The sequence below is a fragment of the Staphylococcus sp. Mo2-1 genome, assembly GCF_046721385.1.
Lineage (GTDB): Bacteria > Bacillota > Bacilli > Staphylococcales > Staphylococcaceae > Staphylococcus > Staphylococcus equorum_A.
On the sequence record NZ_JBEUUK010000001.1, the window covers coordinates 1,951,225 to 1,971,915 of the forward strand.

The 20,691-nt window shown below is 31.8% G+C and carries 11 protein-coding genes and 5 pseudogenes; 5 read left to right on the forward strand and 11 right to left on the reverse strand.

Annotated elements, in window-relative coordinates; translation table 11 throughout:
* Positions 1 to 117 precede the first annotated feature (117 nt).
* The 3 genes and pseudogenes from ABLV95_RS09955 to ABLV95_RS09965 all read right to left on the reverse strand — a co-directional run bounded on the left by ABLV95_RS09955 (position 118) and on the right by ABLV95_RS09965 (position 4,358).
* Positions 118 to 1,882: pseudogene (locus tag ABLV95_RS09955) on the reverse strand (ABC transporter ATP-binding protein).
* Positions 1,875 to 3,656, reverse strand: coding sequence for an ABC transporter ATP-binding protein (locus ABLV95_RS09960; protein ID WP_427706388.1), 1,782 nt, complete (start codon positions 3,654 to 3,656; stop codon positions 1,875 to 1,877). The pseudogene ABLV95_RS09955 and the gene ABLV95_RS09960 overlap by 8 nt, the downstream one beginning before the upstream one ends.
* A 155-nt stretch (positions 3,657 to 3,811) precedes the next feature.
* Positions 3,812 to 4,358, reverse strand: a pseudogene (locus tag ABLV95_RS09965) (hypothetical protein).
* A gap of 188 nt (positions 4,359 to 4,546) precedes the next feature.
* Here ABLV95_RS09965 and ABLV95_RS09970 point away from each other — a divergent pair.
* On the forward strand, positions 4,547 to 5,359 hold the full coding sequence (locus tag ABLV95_RS09970) for a VOC family protein (protein ID WP_427706386.1): 813 nt from the start codon (positions 4,547 to 4,549) through the stop codon (positions 5,357 to 5,359).
* 114 nt (positions 5,360 to 5,473) lie between these two features.
* Here the strand turns inward: ABLV95_RS09970 and ABLV95_RS09975 are convergent, their stop codons facing one another.
* The 4 genes from ABLV95_RS09975 to ABLV95_RS09990 form a co-directional block, all read right to left on the reverse strand.
* On the reverse strand, positions 5,474 to 6,130 hold the full coding sequence (locus ABLV95_RS09975) for an NAD(P)H-dependent oxidoreductase (RefSeq protein WP_460875505.1): 657 nt from the start codon (positions 6,128 to 6,130) through the stop codon (positions 5,474 to 5,476).
* Positions 6,131 to 6,533: 403 nt separating this feature from the next.
* Positions 6,534 to 7,340 carry a Cof-type HAD-IIB family hydrolase gene (locus ABLV95_RS09980; RefSeq protein ID WP_069817154.1) on the reverse strand — a complete coding sequence of 269 codons (807 nt, stop codon included), beginning with the start codon at positions 7,338 to 7,340 and terminating at the stop codon, positions 6,534 to 6,536.
* A 312-nt stretch (positions 7,341 to 7,652) separates the two neighbouring features.
* Complete coding sequence (locus tag ABLV95_RS09985) at positions 7,653 to 9,191, reverse strand: sodium:solute symporter family protein (protein WP_427706384.1); 1,539 nt, start codon at positions 9,189 to 9,191, stop codon at positions 7,653 to 7,655.
* Positions 9,192 to 9,216: 25 nt separating this feature from the next.
* Complete coding sequence (locus ABLV95_RS09990) at positions 9,217 to 10,098, reverse strand: N-acetylneuraminate lyase (RefSeq protein WP_069817158.1); 882 nt, start codon at positions 10,096 to 10,098, stop codon at positions 9,217 to 9,219.
* 263 nt (positions 10,099 to 10,361) lie between these two features.
* Here ABLV95_RS09990 and ABLV95_RS09995 point away from each other — a divergent pair.
* A pseudogene (locus ABLV95_RS09995) lies at positions 10,362 to 11,235 on the forward strand (ROK family protein).
* Positions 11,236 to 11,341: 106 nt separating this feature from the next.
* Here ABLV95_RS09995 and ABLV95_RS10000 read toward each other — a convergent pair.
* A pseudogene (locus ABLV95_RS10000) lies at positions 11,342 to 12,141 on the reverse strand (MurR/RpiR family transcriptional regulator).
* Between the two features lie 166 nt (positions 12,142 to 12,307).
* On the opposite strand from ABLV95_RS10000, the gene ABLV95_RS10005 reads away from it, so the two are divergent.
* Positions 12,308 to 12,976: an N-acetylmannosamine-6-phosphate 2-epimerase gene (locus ABLV95_RS10005; RefSeq protein ID WP_069817164.1), complete on the forward strand. Its 669-nt coding sequence runs from the start codon at positions 12,308 to 12,310 to the stop codon at positions 12,974 to 12,976.
* Positions 12,977 to 13,100: 124 nt separating this feature from the next.
* Here ABLV95_RS10005 and srtA read toward each other — a convergent pair whose 3' ends face one another.
* Positions 13,101 to 13,700 (reverse strand): class A sortase SrtA, encoded by a 600-nt coding sequence (gene srtA, locus ABLV95_RS10010; protein WP_427706380.1) that lies wholly within the window; start codon positions 13,698 to 13,700, stop codon positions 13,101 to 13,103.
* A gap of 234 nt (positions 13,701 to 13,934) precedes the next feature.
* Here srtA and ABLV95_RS10015 point away from each other — a divergent pair.
* Positions 13,935 to 14,437: pseudogene (locus ABLV95_RS10015) on the forward strand (N-acetyltransferase family protein).
* Positions 14,438 to 14,670: 233 nt separating this feature from the next.
* Here the strand turns inward: ABLV95_RS10015 and ABLV95_RS10020 are convergent.
* Positions 14,671 to 15,345: a haloacid dehalogenase type II gene (locus ABLV95_RS10020; protein WP_069817170.1), complete on the reverse strand. Its 675-nt coding sequence runs from the start codon at positions 15,343 to 15,345 to the stop codon at positions 14,671 to 14,673.
* 1,491 nt (positions 15,346 to 16,836) lie between these two features.
* On the opposite strand from ABLV95_RS10020, the gene ABLV95_RS10025 reads away from it, so the two are divergent.
* Positions 16,837 to 18,759 (forward strand): helix-turn-helix domain-containing protein, encoded by a 1,923-nt coding sequence (locus ABLV95_RS10025; RefSeq protein ID WP_427706376.1) that lies wholly within the window; start codon positions 16,837 to 16,839, stop codon positions 18,757 to 18,759.
* A 109-nt stretch (positions 18,760 to 18,868) separates the two neighbouring features.
* On the opposite strand, the gene ABLV95_RS10030 is transcribed toward ABLV95_RS10025, so the two are convergent.
* On the reverse strand, positions 18,869 to 20,593 hold the full coding sequence (locus tag ABLV95_RS10030) for a glycosyltransferase (protein ID WP_427706374.1): 1,725 nt from the start codon (positions 20,591 to 20,593) through the stop codon (positions 18,869 to 18,871).
* Positions 20,594 to 20,691: the final 98 nt, after the last annotated feature.

Here is a 20,691-nt window from a genome sequence, read left to right on the forward strand (position 1 = left end):
ATACACTTGTTTCAAGTTCTTATGCAAACGTTTCAGTTCTTGCATGCCTTGTTCTAGTCAGCCATGTAGAGGTGGATGTATGAAATCAAATTTTGATTTCATACGCCCGCCTCTTTCTTATCCATTTTGTAATAAATACATATTATGATATATACCGTGTTGTGCAATCAATTGATCATGGGTACCACGTTCTACTATTTCCCCACGGTTTAATACAAGAATTTGATCCGCATCTTGTATTGTAGATAATCTATGTGCAATTGCTAAAGTTGTGCGACCTTTTCGCATTTCATTTAATGATTTTTGTATTTGTTCTTCTGTTTCTGAATCTATATTTGCAGTTGCTTCGTCTAAAATTAATACTTTGGGATTCGTAGCAATTGTTCTCGCGAAGGCAATTAATTGTCTTTCGCCACTTGAAAAGGCACTCCCTTTTTCTATCACTTTATGATTATATTGCCCTGGCAATTTCTCAATAAAATGATTAGCATGTACAAATTCTGCTGCAGACCTTCACTTGTTCAAATGTCATTGTAGGATGGTACAACTTAATATTAGATGATATTGTACCGTAAAATATAAATGCATCTTGTAAGACTAATCCTATCTTCTCTTTTAATTCCGATTTAGGTATCGTCTTAAGTGAATTGCCATCCACTTCTATGTCACCTCGGTTAAATTCATAAAAACGCATAAACAGGTTAATGATAGAACTCTTTCCAGAGCCAGTATGACCAACTAAAGCTACCATTTCACCTGGATTGGCAGTAAAAGTGATATCTTTCAGCACATCTGTTTCACCATCATAACTAAAACTAACATGTTTAAATGCAATTTTTCCTTCTTCAATTTTGCGCGTATTGATTTCATGCTGTTGTGGTTCATAAGTGTCATCATCAATAAGTGCAAATACTCTGCTAGCTGATACGAGTGCTTGTTGTAAGATATTTAAATTCTGACTCACTTGATTAATAGGTTCAAAGAAACGTTCCATATATTGTACAAACGCAAATACAACACCCGCCGTGATACCAGTAGTAAAACTTATAACACCAAAATAACCAAGAATCATGACCACTGCAAAAACTGATATCGAACTGATGGCAGGACGTAATAATAAACTATCCAACTTTACTGTCTTCAGCATATAATCATAATGTTCGTCATTAATCTTATTAAACTCTTTATTTAATCGTTGCTCTTGATTAAACGCTTGAATAATTCTCATACCTTCAATTGATTCTGCTAATTTAGAGTTTAAATCAGATAATCTTTGTCTCGTTTTAGTAAAAAGAAAGGCAGAATATTTTCTATACGTCGCTAATATTAGAAAAATAATAGGCAAAAACACAAGTGCAATTAATGCTAATTTTACGTCTAAAATAAACATCATAATATAGCTTGCAATCATCATAAAAAATGCCATGATAAAAGTAGAAAACACACCAATAATCATATCCACGATTGTTTCTGTGTCATTCGTCAATCTTGATACAATACTGCCCCCAGGTACTTTATCGAAATACTTCATTCCTAATTTCCCTAATTTATTAAAAGCGTCAATACGCAATTGTTGAATTACCTTAAAAGCTAAATATTGGAACATATACTGACTAAAATAAAGCGTGATAGCACCTATGATTTGTATGCCTAGAAATATTACAATCAACCAAATCATAATATCTTTTGGAAAATATCGTGGCGTTAAATAATCATCAATAAATATCTTGACCATATACGGCGTCATCATACTTGCCACAGTGGATAAGATCAGCATGATAAAGGCTAACGTGATTGTACCTTTATAGGGTAGCGTATATTTAAATAACCGAATTAATGCACTCCCTTGATCCTTGGCAGTTAAGTTAGTACGTTCAGTCATTTTCATCGCCCCCTTTCGTAAGATCATCTAAGTTACGTGATAACTTATCTTGTAAAGCTTGGGCTTGATACGTTTCATAATACCAACCTTTTTTCTCTATGAGCGAAGTGTGTGTACCACTTTCAACGATTGTCCCTTCATCCAATACAATGATGAAGTCAGCATGTTTTACAGCGCTCATGCGATGTGCAGTAATGATGTTGGTTTTACCATTTCTAACACTTTCTAAATTAGCTAAAATAGCTTCTTCTGTCTGTGCATCCACAGCTGACAATGAATCATCCAAGATAAGAACTTCTGGATCTACTAACAATGCTCGTGCGATTGACACACGTTGCTTTTGACCACCAGATAAAGAAACACCTCGTTCACCAACTACAGTATGATAACTATTGGGAAAATCCATAATATCGTCATGAATAAGACTTAAGCGACTCGCTTCATAAATACTGTCATCATCAATCTCCTCATTACTAAATGCGATATTATTACGTATTGTAGTAGAAAATAAAAAGTGTTCTTGTGGCACGTAGCCAAATTGAGCTCTTAAATGCTTCACATTATAGTCTCGAATTGGATAGCCACCGTAAGTGATATCTTGTGGTCTTTTAGTATCAAATTCTCTCAATAGTAAACGTATTAATGCACTTTTCCCAGAACCTGTACGCCCTACAATACCGAGTGTCGATCCTTGCTTAACTGAAAAATGAATTCCATAAAGTCCTTGTTCATCATTACCCGGGAAATTAAATTGTTCTATATTAAATATAATGTCACCTGTTGGAGGACCATCGATTTTATAAGTAGTCTCTATATCATTCGGTAAGTTTTCAATTTCCTCAATACGCTCATAAGAAGCTTTGGCTCTCTGCACAATATTAAAAAATAAACCTAGTGCTAATAATGGCCATACAAGCATGCCTAAATACGTAGTAAAAGTGATAAGTTGTCCTAGCGTAATCTCATTTTGAAATACCATTTGTGCACCAAATGCAATTGCTAAAAAGTAACTCGTACCAATTACCAATGTTATCGTAGGGTCAAATAAGGCGTCTATTTTCGATACTTTCAAATTTTTCGCTACGACATCATCACTGAGCGCTTTGAAATCTGCTTGGTCACTTGTTTCATAACCAAATGTTTTAGTCACTTTAATACCTGCAACACTTTCTTGTGTTTTATCATTCAATTTACTAAATGCGGCTTGTGCTTTTTTAAACCCTTTGCTTAAAAGAGACCCATAGTAACTTGTTAATAACACCATAAAAGGTAAGGGAATGAGCGCAATTAATGTTAGTTTCCAACTTACCGTCGTAGCCATAGTAATTACAACGGTACCTCCACTAATTAGCGAATCAGCAATCATTAGAATACCCGCACCTGCAGCATTTTGAACTGCTCTAATATCGTTAGTTGCATGCGCCATTAAATCGCCTGTACGTCTGTTTTGGAAAAATATCGCACTCATCGCCGTATATTTTTCATATAAATAGGTTCTCAAAGTCTGCCCTAACTTTTGGCTCGTTCCAAAAATAGATAATCTCCATACATATCTTAAAACATACGTTAATATCGCTACTATAGTTAGGATAATGAGGTAGATTGTTAATAATTTGGGTGTTAACTTATTTGTCGTCATTTGATCTATTGTCTTACCTATGATTTGAGGTGGTACAATTTCAATTAATGCGATTAATAGCAACGTAAACAAACCAATAATATAGCTCATTTTTTGTTGCTTAAAAAACCATCCTAATTTCCAAAATACTTTCAAACCCTCACCCCCAAAATCACGTTAATTACATTGTCTCCATATTTTACCATAAGTTAACATATGTAAATATAGGAATATTTTTACATAATTAGTTGCTGAGAAAGATACAAAAATACCAGCAATGAGGATCACTGCCGGCATAATTATAATAAGTTTTAGTTTGAGTTTTTCCGTTGTTGTTCTTGAAATTCGTAAAACACTTGAAATAACATAATTAACATTGCTCGGGTGATACGTTTCATCTTCAATATATACGTCATGACGTGATGCTAATTTAAAGCGTTCAGACTTTGTTTGCATTAATACATTGTGTCCGTCTGTCACTTTTACGCTTCTAGAAAAAAGTCCTGATTGAAATTTTAATGTATCTCCTTTATTACCTTCAAAAAGTAATGTGGGTTTAAACCCTATTTTCGAACGAAAAACACCTATTGGATTGTCGTTTTTCTCTACTTCCCATACCGTTTTAAATGGCGTTTTAAATGCCCCACTTATGGTTTTTTCCTGAAGAATACGATACGTATCTTTGCCATCTGTAATCTCAAAGTTTTGTTTACTATTGCCAAACATTGCAAAAGCTTCTTGTGTTGATGAAGTATAAAATAACTGTAACTTAAATACCGCTTCATCCTTATCATTAAACACATCAATTGCTGATTTGGAAGAACTGAAAAAATTTTCTTTAAAATAATAATGTGGCATTTTCAAAACTCCTATCCGTTAACTTTCTTCATTTAACCCTAATATACCCGAATGTTGATATTCAAACAATAAATAATTTTGAAATTCTATTTGTATATTCAAGCAAATTGTGTTGACTTATAAAGTAAGTTACTCTAAACTCAAACTTGTAATAATAATAAATACAAGTAATGATAAGGAGCTTTATTATGACTTTTCACGATAATACATCAATCCAAGTAACGAATATCACTTTAAATGTTGAAAACCTATCAACAATGATTAAATTTTATAAACAAATTTTAGGCTTAACCGTCAATACTGAAACACAAAAGGACATTATATTTAATATAGGCAACCATGGTCACACTTTAACTTTACACGAAATCACTGATGGACGTCGCCCTTCTATGAAAGAAGCAGGTCTATTCCATATCGCTCTACTATTACCATCTAGAGTAGATTTAGCTAATTTTTTATATCACGCATCAAGTTTAGGCGTACAAGTTGGTGGAGGTGACCACCTTGTCAGTGAAGCGTTATACCTCTCAGATCCTGAAGGCAACGGAATTGAAATCTATGATGATCGCTCAAAAGATGAATGGTCATGGAACGGTAATAAAGTAAAAATGGATACACTGCAAGTCGACGTTAATGACCTTGTTGCACAACGTACAGAAACAGGTTGGCAAGGTATGCCTAGCGATGCCAAAATAGGACATTTACATTTAAAAACCGCAGACTTAGAACAAGCGCGTCGTTATTATATTGACCAATTAGGGTTAGAGCACATTTCTGATTACCCACAAGCGCTATTCATGTCTACTAACCGATACCACCACCATATTGCAGCAAACGTATGGCAATCTAACACGATGCGTCAAGATAACGACACAAGTTTCGGTCTATCACATGTAGATATTTACAAACCTAGTGCAACTTCAGAACAATTTATTGGACCAGAAGGTTTTGAAATTGCAATACACAATGACACCTCACTCGTAGCAGATAAAAATGAATAACTACTAGCGTCTTTTCGAATAAAGTATACAAAGAAACCTCCAAAGCTTCTGCAAAAAGTAGATAGTTTGGAGGTTTTATTTATTATATAAATTAAATATTTTACTAATAGTTTATTATAACCACGTTACAACATCTGATTGTGGCTGACGTACTTTGTCTTTCGATTCTGTTTCTCTATAACCAAAAGCGACCATTACGGAAGGTGCAAAGTGTGCTGTATCTGCAATACCTTCTTCATCTAAGAATTGAGTAACCGCATCTAAATCAAAGCCTTCGATAGGACAAGAATCAATGTTTAACAATGCCGCACTCGTCATCATATTACCAAGTGCAATATATGTTTGTTTTTTAGCCCAATCTAACAATGTTTGTTCAGTATCATTAATATGGAAACTTGTTTGGAAACTTTCAAATTTTTCTTCTGTTGCGGGAATACTTTCTTCACTATATTGTTTAATATCACGTATCATATGTTGAACGAAAGGTGATTTTGCTGTTACATTTTTGCGTGCTAAAAGCAATACAAAATGACTTGCTGTATCTAGTTGGCCTTGTGCCCCCCAACTGATTTCTTTCAATTTATTTCTGATCTCACTATTTTGAATTACAACAAATTTCCACGGCTCTAATCCAAGTGAACTTGGTGAAAGTCTGCCCGCTTCTAAAATAGTATTAAAATCACTGTCTTCTATTTTTTTACTTGCGTCAAAACGTTTTGTTGCATGTCTAAAATTAAACGCATCTAATATCGTTTGTTGCATTTGTGTCATAACCTGAGTGACCTACCTTTCAAATCAATTATATATCTTAGTATAGCTACTTTTTAATTCTTATTGAAATAATATGTTTATATAATTGTAGTGGCTAATATAAACGACTAAGGCTGTGCTCTTGCAAGCGAGTATGATTTATAATAAATCAACTCTCTTTATATAAACTATAGTATCCAAATCATTATTTCATACGAGACGCCTGAGGGAACAGCACGAGCCCAAGACTATAGGCTGAGGCTTATAGCCCTAGGCAAGCGAGTATGAAATTTATATAGCACTGTCAAAGTTATGTTTGTAGAAAGGACAAAAAAACTGCCAACAACGTTACGATTTTGTCGACAGTTTAAGCGTAAGGTACATAAATACAGCAAAGTTAAAGATTTCTGTCCCGCTTCCCTATTTAATTCAGTACTTTTAATACTTTTTCCTCAATCACAGTTAACACGCCTTGCTCATCATTCGTAGGTGCGATGTGATTTGCTACTTCAAATAATGTTTCATCTTCACTATTTTTCATAACATAACTATGTGTTGCAAGTTCTAACATATCTAAGTCATTATTGGCATCACCAAATGCCATCAGGCTATCAGGACTTAATTCCCATTTTTTAAGTAAACGATGCAATGCCTGGCCTTTAGTCATTCCAGGTATAATAAGATCGATACTGTCTCGACCACTCGACACAAGTTTTAAATCTTCTGTAAAGTTTTTAGTTAAATCATCATCCAGTGTCGGATGTGAGTTTCTATTAATATTCAATGCTATTTTCACATATTCATCCTCTGGCAAATCTTGAAATGACTCAATTTCTTCCAATTGACGATAATAAAAATGCGCATCTTTTTTAAATGCTTCCGTATTATCTTTTAATATATATGCACTGCGTAATCCACAAACAATCAGATTATCAATGCCACGCTCAATATTTAAATAGTCAATTACTTTTTGATAAAAGCTTCTATCAAATGCTTCATAGTCATATAAAGTATCTCCTTCATATATAACCGCACCGTTTTCAGCCACAAACAACATATCACGTTGCCCGAAAATAGATTTTAATTTTGCATATTGGTTACCACTTGCTGCAATAAACTTAATGTCATGTGCTTTGAGCTGTTGAAAAATTTGTTCAAATCTTTTTTCATCATAACCTTTTTTGGAATCTAAAAATGTTCCATCCATATCAACTGCAATTGCTTTTATCATAATGTCCCCTCAAATCTTCCTTATTATGTATATCTTTATATTATATCGACTATACAGTTTGATTCAAAGTAAATTCATTATATATTGTAATTTAATTATTAATACTTAACCCACACTGTCTTATTACAAAAATCAATTTTATATTTTTTCATGTAACTTAAATAATGGAAAACAAATACAAAAACTGCCGGAAAATTTGATGCTTTTTCGACAGTTTATATGCTTCCAATATTGTAATTTTCACTTTTATTTCAAACTATATTATAGCTTTAACAGTTATTTTAATTAAGGAAAGTTGTTGTATAATCATGCTTAACTTTTAGGTTTTTTAACATGTACTTTAGATACATAATTAGATTTTTCTTTAATATCATAAATAGTTAAACCTTTAATATCTTTCTTCTCACCTGGAACAATAATACTCACAATATAAGAGAAGATAAATGCAACTACAAATGAAATAATGGAAACGAAGAATGGTGAACTTCCTCCACCTACACCGTTAAAGATATAAGCAAATATAATTCCCAAAATCAATCCTACAATGACACCAAATGTATTCGTACGTTTTGTAAAGATACCAACCGCAAATACACCTGCTAATGGTACGCCTACAAGACCTGTAACTAATAAGAATAAATCCCATAAATCATTGGAATCCGCTGCAATAAGATAGAGTGACATTCCAAAACCAAACAAACCTGATAAAATAATCATCCATCTTGCAAACGTAACTTCTTTTTTCTCTTCACCTTTACCGAAAAATCTATGTTTAATATCGACAGATAAACAAGCAGAAATTGAATTTAAGCTTGATGAAATCGTTGACTGCGCGGCTGCAAAAATAGCAGCGATTAGTAAACCGGCAATAAATGGCGGCATTTCAGTAAGTATAAAGTAAGGTACGATTGATGATGTATTAAAACCTTCTGGCAAACTACTTTCATGGCTATAGAATGAATAAAGCATTGTACCCATACCATAAAATAATGGTGCAGAAATTAATGCTAAAGCACCATTCATCCATAATGATTTTTTTGTTTCTTTCATCGAATCTGACGCTTGATAACGTTGTACTACGTCTTGACTCGCCGTATATTGGTGCAAGTTATTAAATATATTCCCTAAGAAAATAATAGGAATCGCCGCAGCTGCTGAATTTAATTTCCAGTTATCTGCACTAATAATTTTCTTGTTCTCTAAAGCATCTGATATAAGTGTATCCATACCACCTTGTATATGCGTTACCCCTAAGATGATAATTGCCGCGGCACCACCTAATAAGATAACCCCTTGAATAAAGTCACTCCATACTACACCTTCAAAGCCCCCTAGGAAAGTATATAAGATACAAAGTATGCCGACCAGACTTGCCACTACATAAGGATTCATATCAGATACTGCTGTGATTGCCAATGTAGGTAAATAAATTACTATTGCAACTCTACCTATATGAAATAACACAAACAGTAATGAACCTATGACGCGGACACTCGGTCCAAATCGTGCTTCTAAATACTCGTATGCCGAAGTAACATTTAACTTTTTGAAAAACGGCACATAAAAATAAATTAACAGTGGAATAATTGCTACAATTGCAATATTACCAGCAATATAAGACCAGTCAGTTAGAAATGCTTTTTCTGGCGTAGACATAAATGTGATCGCACTTAAAGTGGTCGCATAAATAGAAAATCCTACCGCCCAAGATGGCAAACGTCCGCTTGCCGTGAAAAAGCTATCTGTATTTTGACTTGCTCGTTTTGTAAAATATGCCCCAACTAACAGCATAATTAATAAATAAACGATTACTGCTACCCAGTTCCATGTACCAAAACCTACCTGTTGCATTTACTTCATCCCCTTACGTGATGTTTTATAAATTATAGTTTTTGATTAATGTTTCCAATTTACTTCTATTACTTTCATCAAATGGTTTGAATGGACGCTTAGGTTGACCACCATCAATACCACGTGTTGCTAAAATTTCTTTTAATGTTGAATAAATGCCCATGGATAATACATTTTCAATAATGTCATTTGTATCATGTTGAATTTGATAAGCTTCCTCAATTTCACCATTTTGAGCTTTTTCAAAAATTTGTCTTGCGCGTTTGCCGTTTACATTATAAGTTGAGCCAATTGCACCATCTACCCCAGATATTGCGGCTTGAACTAACATTTCATCAAAGCCAGAAAGTATTAGTTTATTTGGATACGCTTTACGTATACGCTCAAGCAAGAAGAAGTTTGGTGCCGTGTATTTCACACCGATTACTTTTTCGTGATTGAAGAGTTCTCCGAATTGCTCAATTGATATATTTACACCCGTTAAATCAGGAATAGCATATATAATGAGATTATTTTGAGTTGCTTCAATTAATTCAAAATAATAATCTTTAATTTCTTCGAATGAGAAAGGATAGTAAAATGGCGTAACTGCTGAAATAGCATCATAGCCCAACTCTGTAGCATATTTTCCCAATTCAATCGCTTCATTTAAATCTAAAGAACCGACTTGTGCAATCATCTTCACATCATCATTTACTGCTTCTTTTGCAAGTTTAAAGATTTGTTTTTTCTGTTCTTTATTTATTAAAAAGTTTTCACCTGAACTACCATTAACATATAAACCATCTAAACCTTCTGTTTCAATTGCGTTTTTAACAATCTGTTGTAATCCTTCTTCTTTCACTTGGCCTTGCTCATCAAATGGTACCAACAACGCCGCATATAAACCTTTTAAATTCTCTTCCATGTGATAACCCTCCATCTATTTTTCTTAAGTTATTATTATAAAAAATGTATATCATCACTCACTGATTTATATATCATCTTTCATAGATTTCTATTTACACTTAAAATTGTAAACGCTACCATAAATAGTAGCAATAGCTTTTTGAAAAGTTTCATCATTTGTTATGATATTTTATGAAAATAATTTTCAAATGTGATTATAACTACACATTTAAATACAAAGATGATACATATAATAAGAAGACGTTACAGGAGGCATCGCATATGGAAAATTATAAAGTCGCAATTGATATCGGAGGAACAGCTATTAAAGTCGCTGTTTTAGACGAAGATTTAAATTTTATCGATTATCACAAAGTTTCTACACCTGACAATATTAATCATCTTATCGTCGATACGGTATATGCATTAGTAGAGCACTTTCAACACACACACAATCTCAACCCTTTACAGGTAGGCATATCTAGCGCTGGCGTCATCGATGAAGAAAACGGCATCGTTGTCTACACTGGACCAACGATACCTAATTATAATGGAACAAATTTTCACAATTTACTCGCACCACTGAGTGCACAAGTACAAGTCTTTAATGACGTGAATGCCGCCTTACTCGGTGAACTTTGCCTTCACCAATATGAAGTGGATAATATATTTTGTCTTACACTAGGTACTGGCGTCGGCGGTGCTTTTTATAACAATACGTTGCAGTTATACAATGGAGAACGTAACAGGGCAAACGAAATCGGTTATTTATTATATAACCCGGAAGACAATAAGACATTCGAGCAACGTGCCTCAACTTCAGCACTTAAAGCTTTAATGCTATCTCGTGCTTTTCCTTATGAAGATGATGTCCCTAAACTATTTGAATTAGCTGAACAAGAAGACACGCTGGCCCTATCTATTCTTAACCAATGGAGCCAAGCTGTTGCTGAAGGGATTGCACAAATTCAAATCATCTATGATCCTGGTTTAATTCTTATCGGTGGCGGTATATCCTCTCAAGACCAACAATTACTAAAATATATCACACCAAAAATAGAACGTTTTTTACCACCACAATATGGTCACGCAGACTATACAAACTACACGTACACAAAATCACGCTTCATTATTTGGTGCAATTTCTAAATTTTAAAAATGACCTGTGAAATCATGCGTTTCTTCTAACTTAAACGACGACATGTCGTTCAGTAAATATGAGGAAAGTCGCGCACCCAATTTCGCAGGTTATCTTTTTATTATCATTCATTTAAAATTACTTTTTTAGTTTGTTGATAGACATTATTCATATATTCGTCATCCGAGCAATAAATAACTGACGATATCTATTAAGAAAAGTGTCGCAATTTGTGTATTAATAAATTGTGTATCATTAATTCTAGATTGATCCGTTGTAATTAATACTAAATCTGCGCATTGTGTTAACGTGCTCGCCTTCATAATTTGTTATGACGACTACATAAGCACCGCGTTCATGGGCAATTTCAGCTGCAGCAATTAACTCTGTAGTCTCACCGCTATTTGAAATCGCTACAAAAGTATCAGAAGCTGTTAATAAGGACGCAAAAATTTTCATTTGATGTGCATCTGTAGAGACACTCCCTTTCAATCCCATGCGCATCATACGATAGTAAAATTCAGTTGCAGATAAGCCTGAACTACCGAGACCAGCATAAATAATCTGACGACTACGATTAATTTGGTTTACAAAACGTTGAATTTTCTCATCAGAAATAAACTCTCCAGTTTGTTGAATAATATCTTGATGGTACTTATGAATGCGTTGAATAAGCGGGCTATTCTCAATAACTCTGTCTGTCATTTCCTGTTGTAAATTAAATTTCAAATCTTGAAAGTTGTCATAATTCAACTTATTGCTAAAGCGTGTAATGGTCGCCGGCGATGTTTTGATTGCATAGGCTAATGAATTAATTGTGGAAAATGTATCATCAAAATCATTATTTTGAATGTAATCAACAATTTGTTTATCAGTTTTTGTAAATAAATGATGATAACGTTGAACACGATTTTCAAATTTCATAAAATTCACCCTTTCAAAATAAATAATAATTAAAGTATATATGAAAATGTTTTTCATAACAACGAAAACTATTGATTATTATTTTCTTGATGTTATATTAAAATTACTAAGTCGATACAAATTAATTTTAATATTAAATCTACTAAAAGTTATGGAGTGCAAAATTATGTTACCACAAGGATTAATTGTTTCATGCCAAGCTCTATCTGATGAGCCTTTACACTCATCATTTATCATGTCAAAAATGGCTCTAGCCGCATACGAAGGTGGCGCAGTTGGCATTAGAGCAAATTCTAAAGAAGATATCATTGCTATCAAAAAAGAAGTTCACCTCCCAATTATTGGTATCGTTAAACGTGATTACGATAATTCAGACGTTTTTATTACCGCAACAAGTCAAGAAATTGACGAATTAATTGAAAGCAAATGTGAAGTCATTGCCTTAGATGCTACAAAACAACAACGTCCTAAAGAATCACTACAAGAACTTGTTTCATATATTCGTCAAGCAGCACCAAATGTCGAAATCATGGCTGATATTTCAACGCTTGAAGAAGCTCAATACGCGGACGAATTAGGTTTCGATTATGTAGGCACTACATTACGTGGCTATACATCTTATACTAAAGGACATATTTTATATGAAAATAATTTCCAATTTCTTAAAGATGTTTTAGCAAATGTTGATGCTAAAGTCATTGCTGAAGGTAATGTTATTACACCTGAGATGTTCAAAGCAGTTACTAATCTTGGTGTGCATTGCACTGTCGTTGGTGGCGCAATTACTCGTCCAAAAGAAATTACAAAACGTTTTATCGACGTTATCGATAAATAATAAAAAGACCGTTATCAAGCGATTATTGCAAGCTCATGCTTGTCGTTAAACTACACTCTTGTTTAATCACAGTAGTTTAATACCATCGTCTCGATACGGTCTTTTTTTCACGTTCTAATTTCATTTAAGTTGCTTCTGCAACAAATATTTTACGGTCTTCCCATTCACCAGTTTGGTCATTATAGTTATCACAAGTGATTAAAGTTAGTTGCTGTTTATCTGATTGTTGTTCTTCTAGAACTTCAACATCTTCAGGTTTTACATCAAATATTTTAGTGATTTTATATGTCTTTTCCTCATTACCAGTTTTAAAATAGACACTGCTTCCTTCTTTTGCTTTTGGCAAATTAGAAAATTGATAGGTCGATGAACCTGTGAATGTATGGCCAGCAATTGCAATGTTTTGATCTTCTAATGATTCATCTGCTTCAGCAAAACTCACACCTCTTTTAAGTTGTGTTGGTGTCGCCGGTCCAGGATAAACTGGTGTTTTTATATCTGCATCTGGTACAGATATATAGCCTGCCATTTTTGATTTATCTTTTGGTATTTCAACATGCTTTCGTTGGTTCTTATTGTGTTGTTGATCGAAAGTTTCAACCTTTTCATTATTCTCTTTTTCAGTAAAATAATTATCAATATGTGGCTTGGCAAAGATATAAATAGCTGCCAATATAAGCAATACTCCAACAAGTGAAATGAGTCGGCTCCCCCATTTTTTCATGCTTTATAACTCCTTTATTAGCTTTAATTATTATAGAATTCTACATAAGTATAGCACAACGCATAATAGGCTATACATTCATTTCCTAAGGTAATATCTATTATATAATCTAAGATGTTAACTTTCATAACAATAAATTGCGTATTTATCATATTAGGTGTTAAATATAAATAAATGATTTTCTAACTACACTTATGAATTTTTTACAAAACCTCACTGAAAGGATGATATTTTATGATACGCCACGCAGTTCAATCTGACTTACCTAATATATTAGATATCTATAATGACGCTATACTCAATACTACAGCAGTTTATACATATAAGCCCCAAACCCTAGAATCGCGAGAAGCTTGGTTCAAAAAAAGACCGACAATAATGAACCTGTAATCGTATATGAAGAACAAGGAGAAGCAATCGGTTTTGCTACTTATGGTTCATTTCGAGATTGGCCCGCCTATCAATACTCAATTGAACATTCTATTTATGTTAATAAACACCATAGAGGTAAAGGAATTGCTTCTCAATTACTCTCAGAAATCATTCAACAGGCCCACAGCAATGGCTATAAAACATTAGTTGCCGGTATTGATGCTACAAATGATTATAGTATTTATTTACATAAGAAATTTAACTTTACGCATTCCGGCACCATACATAATGTAGGTTATAAATTTGATACGTGGCTTGATTTAGCCTTTTACCAATTAGATTTAAGTGCGCTTCCGTTGAAATAATACTATACATTTCAAATATTTGTCTTCGGCAACTTCATAAATAAAATTTAAATCTAACATATTATTTTTGTTTGAAGAGTCACATTGATTTGGGCCGACTCCTGACTAGTTAATAAAAAGACTACAGGCTCAGGCTGTGATCGCAAAAGTCTATACAAAAAATGCCGACAAAATCGTAAACTTTGTCGACACTCTGAACAGCCCTAAAATTTAGGGCTGTTTTATTATTATATTTATTTATTCATTTCTAACCATTTTGCCATTTCATTTAAATTATTCACTGTAATAGTTGGCGACTGACCGTTATTATCATATTGTTCACCTTTACGGTTTACCCATACGGTATCAAAACCAAAATTAGCCGCACCTGTTACATCCCAGGAGTTTGAAGATACAAACAAAATATCTTCTCTAGTCATTTTATAATATTCTAATATTAGCGCATAACTTGCAGGGCTTGGCTTATATTGTTTAATCTCATCTACACTAATTACAGTGTTTATATAGTCACTGATTTTGGAATTGTCGACTAATGGCATTAACATACTATCATTACCATTGGATAGTACACCTATATCAAAACCTTTGGCATTCAAACTAGAAAGTACACGTGGTATTTCATTAAAATAATTTAAATCTAAAAAGGCATCAAATAATTGATTTACATCATCTCTATTATACTGTATTTTATGTTCATCCAGTACATATCGTAAAGCATCTTTAGTTAAATCATCAAACGGAATATAGCGCTGCATAATTTGTCTTAAAAACATATGGTTTAATTGTGTCTTTCGCCATAGTTTTGAAATTGATGCGGCTAGTTCATCATCAAATTGAGTCATATCATTTTCTAAAGATGACATATCAAAGATTGTTCCATATACATCAAAGATAATAGCTTTATACATATTGAACCTCCCCTTCTTGATAAAATCCAACTACTTACTCTTTAGCACAATATTGGTATGTTAAACAGTTTTGACCTAAAATTTAAAGTTATTTTATTAAATTCTCACTTTTTCTTATATGGCATTTATATTGTTCACTATAACTCGCTTTATTATACCTTTTGTAAAGTTTTAGTAAATTTATACATATTACTATTATTTATTGTTTAATCGGCTATAGAGAAATAAGAGAGGAGCTTGGTGACTATGAAAAAAATATTTGTGTCTGACATATTAAACCTTTTTGTCATAGCTTTACTATATATGATCTTTATCACGTTAATACTGTTTTCCCTTGATCTGTTTGAAATCAAGACAAGTGGCTCTATATTTTTAGAAAAACTTAGCTCTATCACTATTTTTCAAATTTTCAGAAATACTTTATTTAATGGCTTATTCACTTTGTTTTTATTTATTACTTGTTCAATTTTACTTTTTAAATCTATAGACTTATATGCTAAGCAAAAATGATTCCACTAAAAATTTATTTCTCTCTCTTTATTTAGTGCTAACTTATTTTAATTTCAAAAAAGTTAAAGCATTTTAATCATTCCACTTTAAATTGTACAAATTTTTATTATTTATGCAATTTATATTGTAAGACTACATTGTTAGTTATATAATATTTGTAGAGAATGTGTTTGCGTTTTATATAAAGGCCCATAAACGTGCCGTTTATCATCATAGTTATATTCCATTCCCAGAATTAAACTTTATGCACCCGTTTTAATAAAGCGTATAAACATGATTCTCAGCAAATGAGCATATACTTCAATATAGGCCCTTTGCAAAGAGATCTAAAATCACTTTCAGGCTGTGGTTTTAGATCTTCTTGTATAGTTCACGCTTCCCCTTATTATCCTTTTAAATAAATCATAAAGTTAGTACGTCACCTTTCGTTCTAATTGCAAGAAGCGCATTACTTTTTCATTATTTAATACTTTCTCTCACTTTAATTTACAACACAAACACTTATATCCTCACTTTTATGTTTATTGCATATATTTAGCCTATATTTTAAAAATATATACAAACCCATTTATTTTCAACGCATCTAGATTTTTTCTTTTTAAATAAAGTACCTTATTTGTTAATTTAGAACACAATAATTTTAATGAATTCCCATGTTTCTTTAAGAAGTCATTTATCTAAATGACTAATTATTACTTTAAGATATCCTTTTGTTAATCTTATTTGATATTCGAACATTTTTTCATGTCACAGTTGTACAATAGCGTTATTACTATAAAGCAATCGGTTTATATTTAGGCAAAGGTGATATTTGTGATAAGTTCTTTATCTATTAGAAGTCATTACACAACTGAATTAACACGCTGTATAAATAAAGTAATTATACTACTTCCACTAGGAAAGCCATGTAAAATTAATTTGAATGGCTCAATTATAACGATAGAAAATGGCGTTATAATTAACAATGCTGATTTATATCAAATGATTGATGTTCAAGATCTTCTTGAACTAAATATCCCATTACCTTTATTTATTGAAAAGGATACGTGTTTATCCCATGCATTTTTTGACTTTAATAAAATACGTTATGTCGAGCAATTCAAAAACTTAATTTTACAAAAGCTCCAAAATAATTTTCAAGACAAAAATGCAATGAATTATTATATTTCTAATATAATTGAGTTTTTACTAAAAGAAGCAAAAGTGACATTACAAAATAATTATTTACCACCCCTATACACAAAGCACCCGCTAGTTTATCGCCTAACGCAATATATCCATAAAAACATCTATGATGCTTTAACTACTAAACAAGTATCCAAAACTTTTTTCATTTCGCAATCCTATATCTCTATTTTATTCTCAAAAATATTAACTATGAATTTTAAACACTATATAAGTTCATTAAAAATCGCTTTATCCATATTTGATTTAATACAGGATAATAAAGCGATTCATGATGTAGCAACAAAATATAAGTTTATGAATGTAAGTACTTATTCAAAACATTTCAAACATTATATTGGCGTACCTCCTAAAAGGTATATTTATCAATTTAGAAAAGGTTATTTCAACAATCCTTATCAAATAGCAATTAATGAGCCTAATTTGTCTAAATATTTTTCGGATATTTATAACTTTTCTCGTAATCAAATAGAATTGCCCTATACTTTAAATCTACCTAGCCTATCTTTTGACCAACACTTCGAAGATACTTTTATGGTTATTCGGTTAGATAATTTACAAGACTTATTAAAATTTAATTACCATGCTATACAAAATAATATTTATTCCAACTTCTCTAAAGTAAATTTTTTAATTAAAAATACAGACTTCGTGTACTTAAATGATTTAGATACGCAACAGTTATTGGATACAATTAAATATTTAATTACTCAAGGGTATGATTTAACATTTAAAATTACTACTTTAAATTTAGTAGAAACATTTGATTATCATGTACTTAAAGTATTGAAAGAAACCCTAAATACTAAAAATTTCTTAGAACAAATAACGCTATTGTTTGAACTTGAAACCAGTTCTATTAAAGATATGCCATTGCTCATCAAAAGATTAAATCACCAGTTTCCTTTGTTAAAAACAGGAATTGTTATAGACCCTTTTATTGAATATGGTCATAACCTCACTCACATTATTAAGAAAATTAATGCATTACAAGTAGATTATTTTTATGTTAATTATGACTTGATTACATTTGGAAATTTAATTTCAAAAAAAATAACTTATTCTAAATCAGAAAATACTTTAAAACAAAATATAGCGCTATTTCTTCATCAAATTGGAAGAAAACAATCAAAAAAATTAATCTTCAGTAAAATAACGCATAACGCATTGAAAGTTTATTTCAATAATGAGACTGATGCTACTCATATATTATTGATTGAACTATTGATTGAACTGAGTCAACAGATCGGTGGCTTTGGCTATGCATATTACACAGATGATAAAACACACTTTATGCTTATCAATCACCACCAAAGCGCAATGCCTATCGTTCATGTTTATAGTTTATTGAAGCCTTTTATCAACAATCAAGTTGTATTACTTTCTTATGGCATCATAGCTAAAACAAAAAACCATTATCATTTTTTACTGTTTAATAATCAAAGTAATAAGACTCATAGATCCTTAGAAGTCAATATTAGCCATAACTTCTCTAACGATTTCCCTGTTTTTACGCGGTTACTCAACCGTAATCATGGTATAGTTTCACACTTGGTACCTCACAAGCTCAACCAAAAATATATTAATCCTGCAATACTAAAACAGATAAATAATACCAACTATCCATTAGCAAAATTAAATATGCATGCTCATAAAGAACCTATGGTATTAACAGTTTCTAATTCTTCAATTTTATATTTCATGATCCCCATAAAATAATTATATTGTTAAATAAAAAATGACTGTTAGATTTCCGTAGAATTCTAACAGTCATCTATTCAATTTTGAGTTTATGCTTAGATATCTTTAAAGATATACTAATATATAATTAATACTTTAAAATTAAGTGCGGCGTTTCAATTCTAAAATTCTTTTTAAGTTCGTTTACTTTCACTTTCTCTTGAACAGTTAAATGATACGTCATCTTATCGTTTGTTGCTAAACTGTTTAAATAACCATACGTGAAGCGTTTAGACAACATAAGTGCTGTCATACCTTCTGATAATAAGTAATTGAATTTTAAGCTACGTAATTGTATTGTTTTACTGTCTTTAGAAGTAACTTCTAACATGTCATAAAGTTTATTGTTAGTTACATAGAATGACAGGTTATCAAAATCTTTTGTGAAGTATGGTGTAAAGCGATAATATTTATTATTATTTTCTGCAATTGTACTTGTCTCTACCTCATAAGGGTATTTTGCACGTTTACTACCAATACGTTTTTCCACAATCATGTTATCTACTCTCATCTCTAAAAAGGCATCCCAAACTTTTTCTTTCACCAAGTATGGGATTATATCATTCATCGACGCACTAAATTTAAAGTGAGATTGATCATTAATTGCTAATGGTACATAAATCAGCTCTTTTTTATTTCGAGATACAAGTTTTAATTGAATCATTGTCGCAACATGATTAGGATTAATAATTGATTTTAAGAATTCTAGTTCTATTTCAAATCCTTTATCATTAAATTTAAACTGTGACATTCTTAAATCAGGTTTAATCAATTGTTTGAATGTGAAAAACGGCTCATTTTCACCAAATTGTATTTCTAGCTCTCCTTGATGTGCATTATAGTTATAAAAGCGACCATTTTTATAACTTTCTTCAACCTTTTGGTAATGTTTCATATCTTTTAGACGTGCGTAATACAACAATGGTTTCAACGCATCGTTTACTAATTCATCTACTTCAGAAGGTACTTTTTGAATAAAGTCACCTAATGCATCCATCCATACTTCTTTTTTATCATCTGCTATTTTTAGAGAAAAATTATTAGTTCTTGAGAAAGAGAAATGACGATCTATAAAATAACCTAGCACCTTATGTTTATTATCTAAAGGACTGTCTAATATTGCTTCTGTTATCAATGACATGACCTTGTAAAAATCTTCTGGTGAAACGTAGGCTGAACTCATATGTTCGCCTTCACGTTTTGTAGCATAGTAATAAGGTTTATCAGCTAATACGGCTATTTTATCTGCATTAAGATAAGCTTTCATTGTAAATAGTTGATCTTCAGCGCTACGCAAATCTTCTGGAAAATCAATATTATTATTGCGTAATAATGAGGTTCTATAAAACTTAGTAGGACCTAGTGTATATATGATCCTCGAATTTTCTAGTGTCACAGAGTCGCTCGTTTCTTTAAACATAGACCTTGGAACACCACGACCATTTACACCTTCCATTCTTACTAATACCACATCTGCATTATTGTTATCTACAAATTTAGACACATCTTTTAACGTATCGTTATTAATATAATCATCAGAGTCTACAAAAAATACATATTCTCCTTGAGCAATTTGTAGTGCTGTATTTCTTGGTTTACCTGGACCACCTGAATTTGCATCAAGTTTTTTCACAATCAAATTCATTTTGTCTTTATATGGTTCTACAATTTTTAGAGTGTCATCTGTTGAACAATCGTCTACAAGTATCACTTCAAAATCTTTTTTATCATACTTTTGATTTTTTAAACTGTTTAATAACTCTTCAATATATTTTTCTGAGTTATAGCTTGGTACTATAATTGAAAATTTCACTTTATTTCACCTCATAAAAAGTGAGTTAAGATACAATGCAATATACTTAGTTTAATAGCAATTAAAATATACGCTATATCTTACCATCAGTCTATTTA

Excerpts from the sequence above, each read along its gene's own strand:
- ABLV95_RS09980 (WP_069817154.1), bottom strand. The coding sequence starts at position 7,340 with ATGATAAAAGCAATTGCAGTTGATATGGATGGAACATTTTTAGATTCC.
- ABLV95_RS10005 (WP_069817164.1), top strand. The coding sequence starts at position 12,308 with ATGTTACCACAAGGATTAATTGTTTCATGCCAAGCTCTATCTGATGAG.
- ABLV95_RS10020 (WP_069817170.1), bottom strand. The coding sequence starts at position 15,345 with ATGTATAAAGCTATTATCTTTGATGTATATGGAACAATCTTTGATATG.
- ABLV95_RS09990 (WP_069817158.1), bottom strand. The coding sequence starts at position 10,098 with ATGGAAGAGAATTTAAAAGGTTTATATGCGGCGTTGTTGGTACCATTT.
- ABLV95_RS09975 (WP_460875505.1), bottom strand. The coding sequence starts at position 6,130 with ATGACACAAATGCAACAAACGATATTAGATGCGTTTAATTTTAGACAT.
- ABLV95_RS09985 (WP_427706384.1), bottom strand. The coding sequence starts at position 9,191 with ATGCAACAGGTAGGTTTTGGTACATGGAACTGGGTAGCAGTAATCGTT.
- srtA (WP_427706380.1), bottom strand. The coding sequence starts at position 13,700 with ATGAAAAAATGGGGGAGCCGACTCATTTCACTTGTTGGAGTATTGCTT.
- ABLV95_RS09970 (WP_427706386.1), top strand. The coding sequence starts at position 4,547 with ATGACTTTTCACGATAATACATCAATCCAAGTAACGAATATCACTTTA.
- ABLV95_RS10025 (WP_427706376.1), top strand. The coding sequence starts at position 16,837 with ATGATTGATGTTCAAGATCTTCTTGAACTAAATATCCCATTACCTTTA.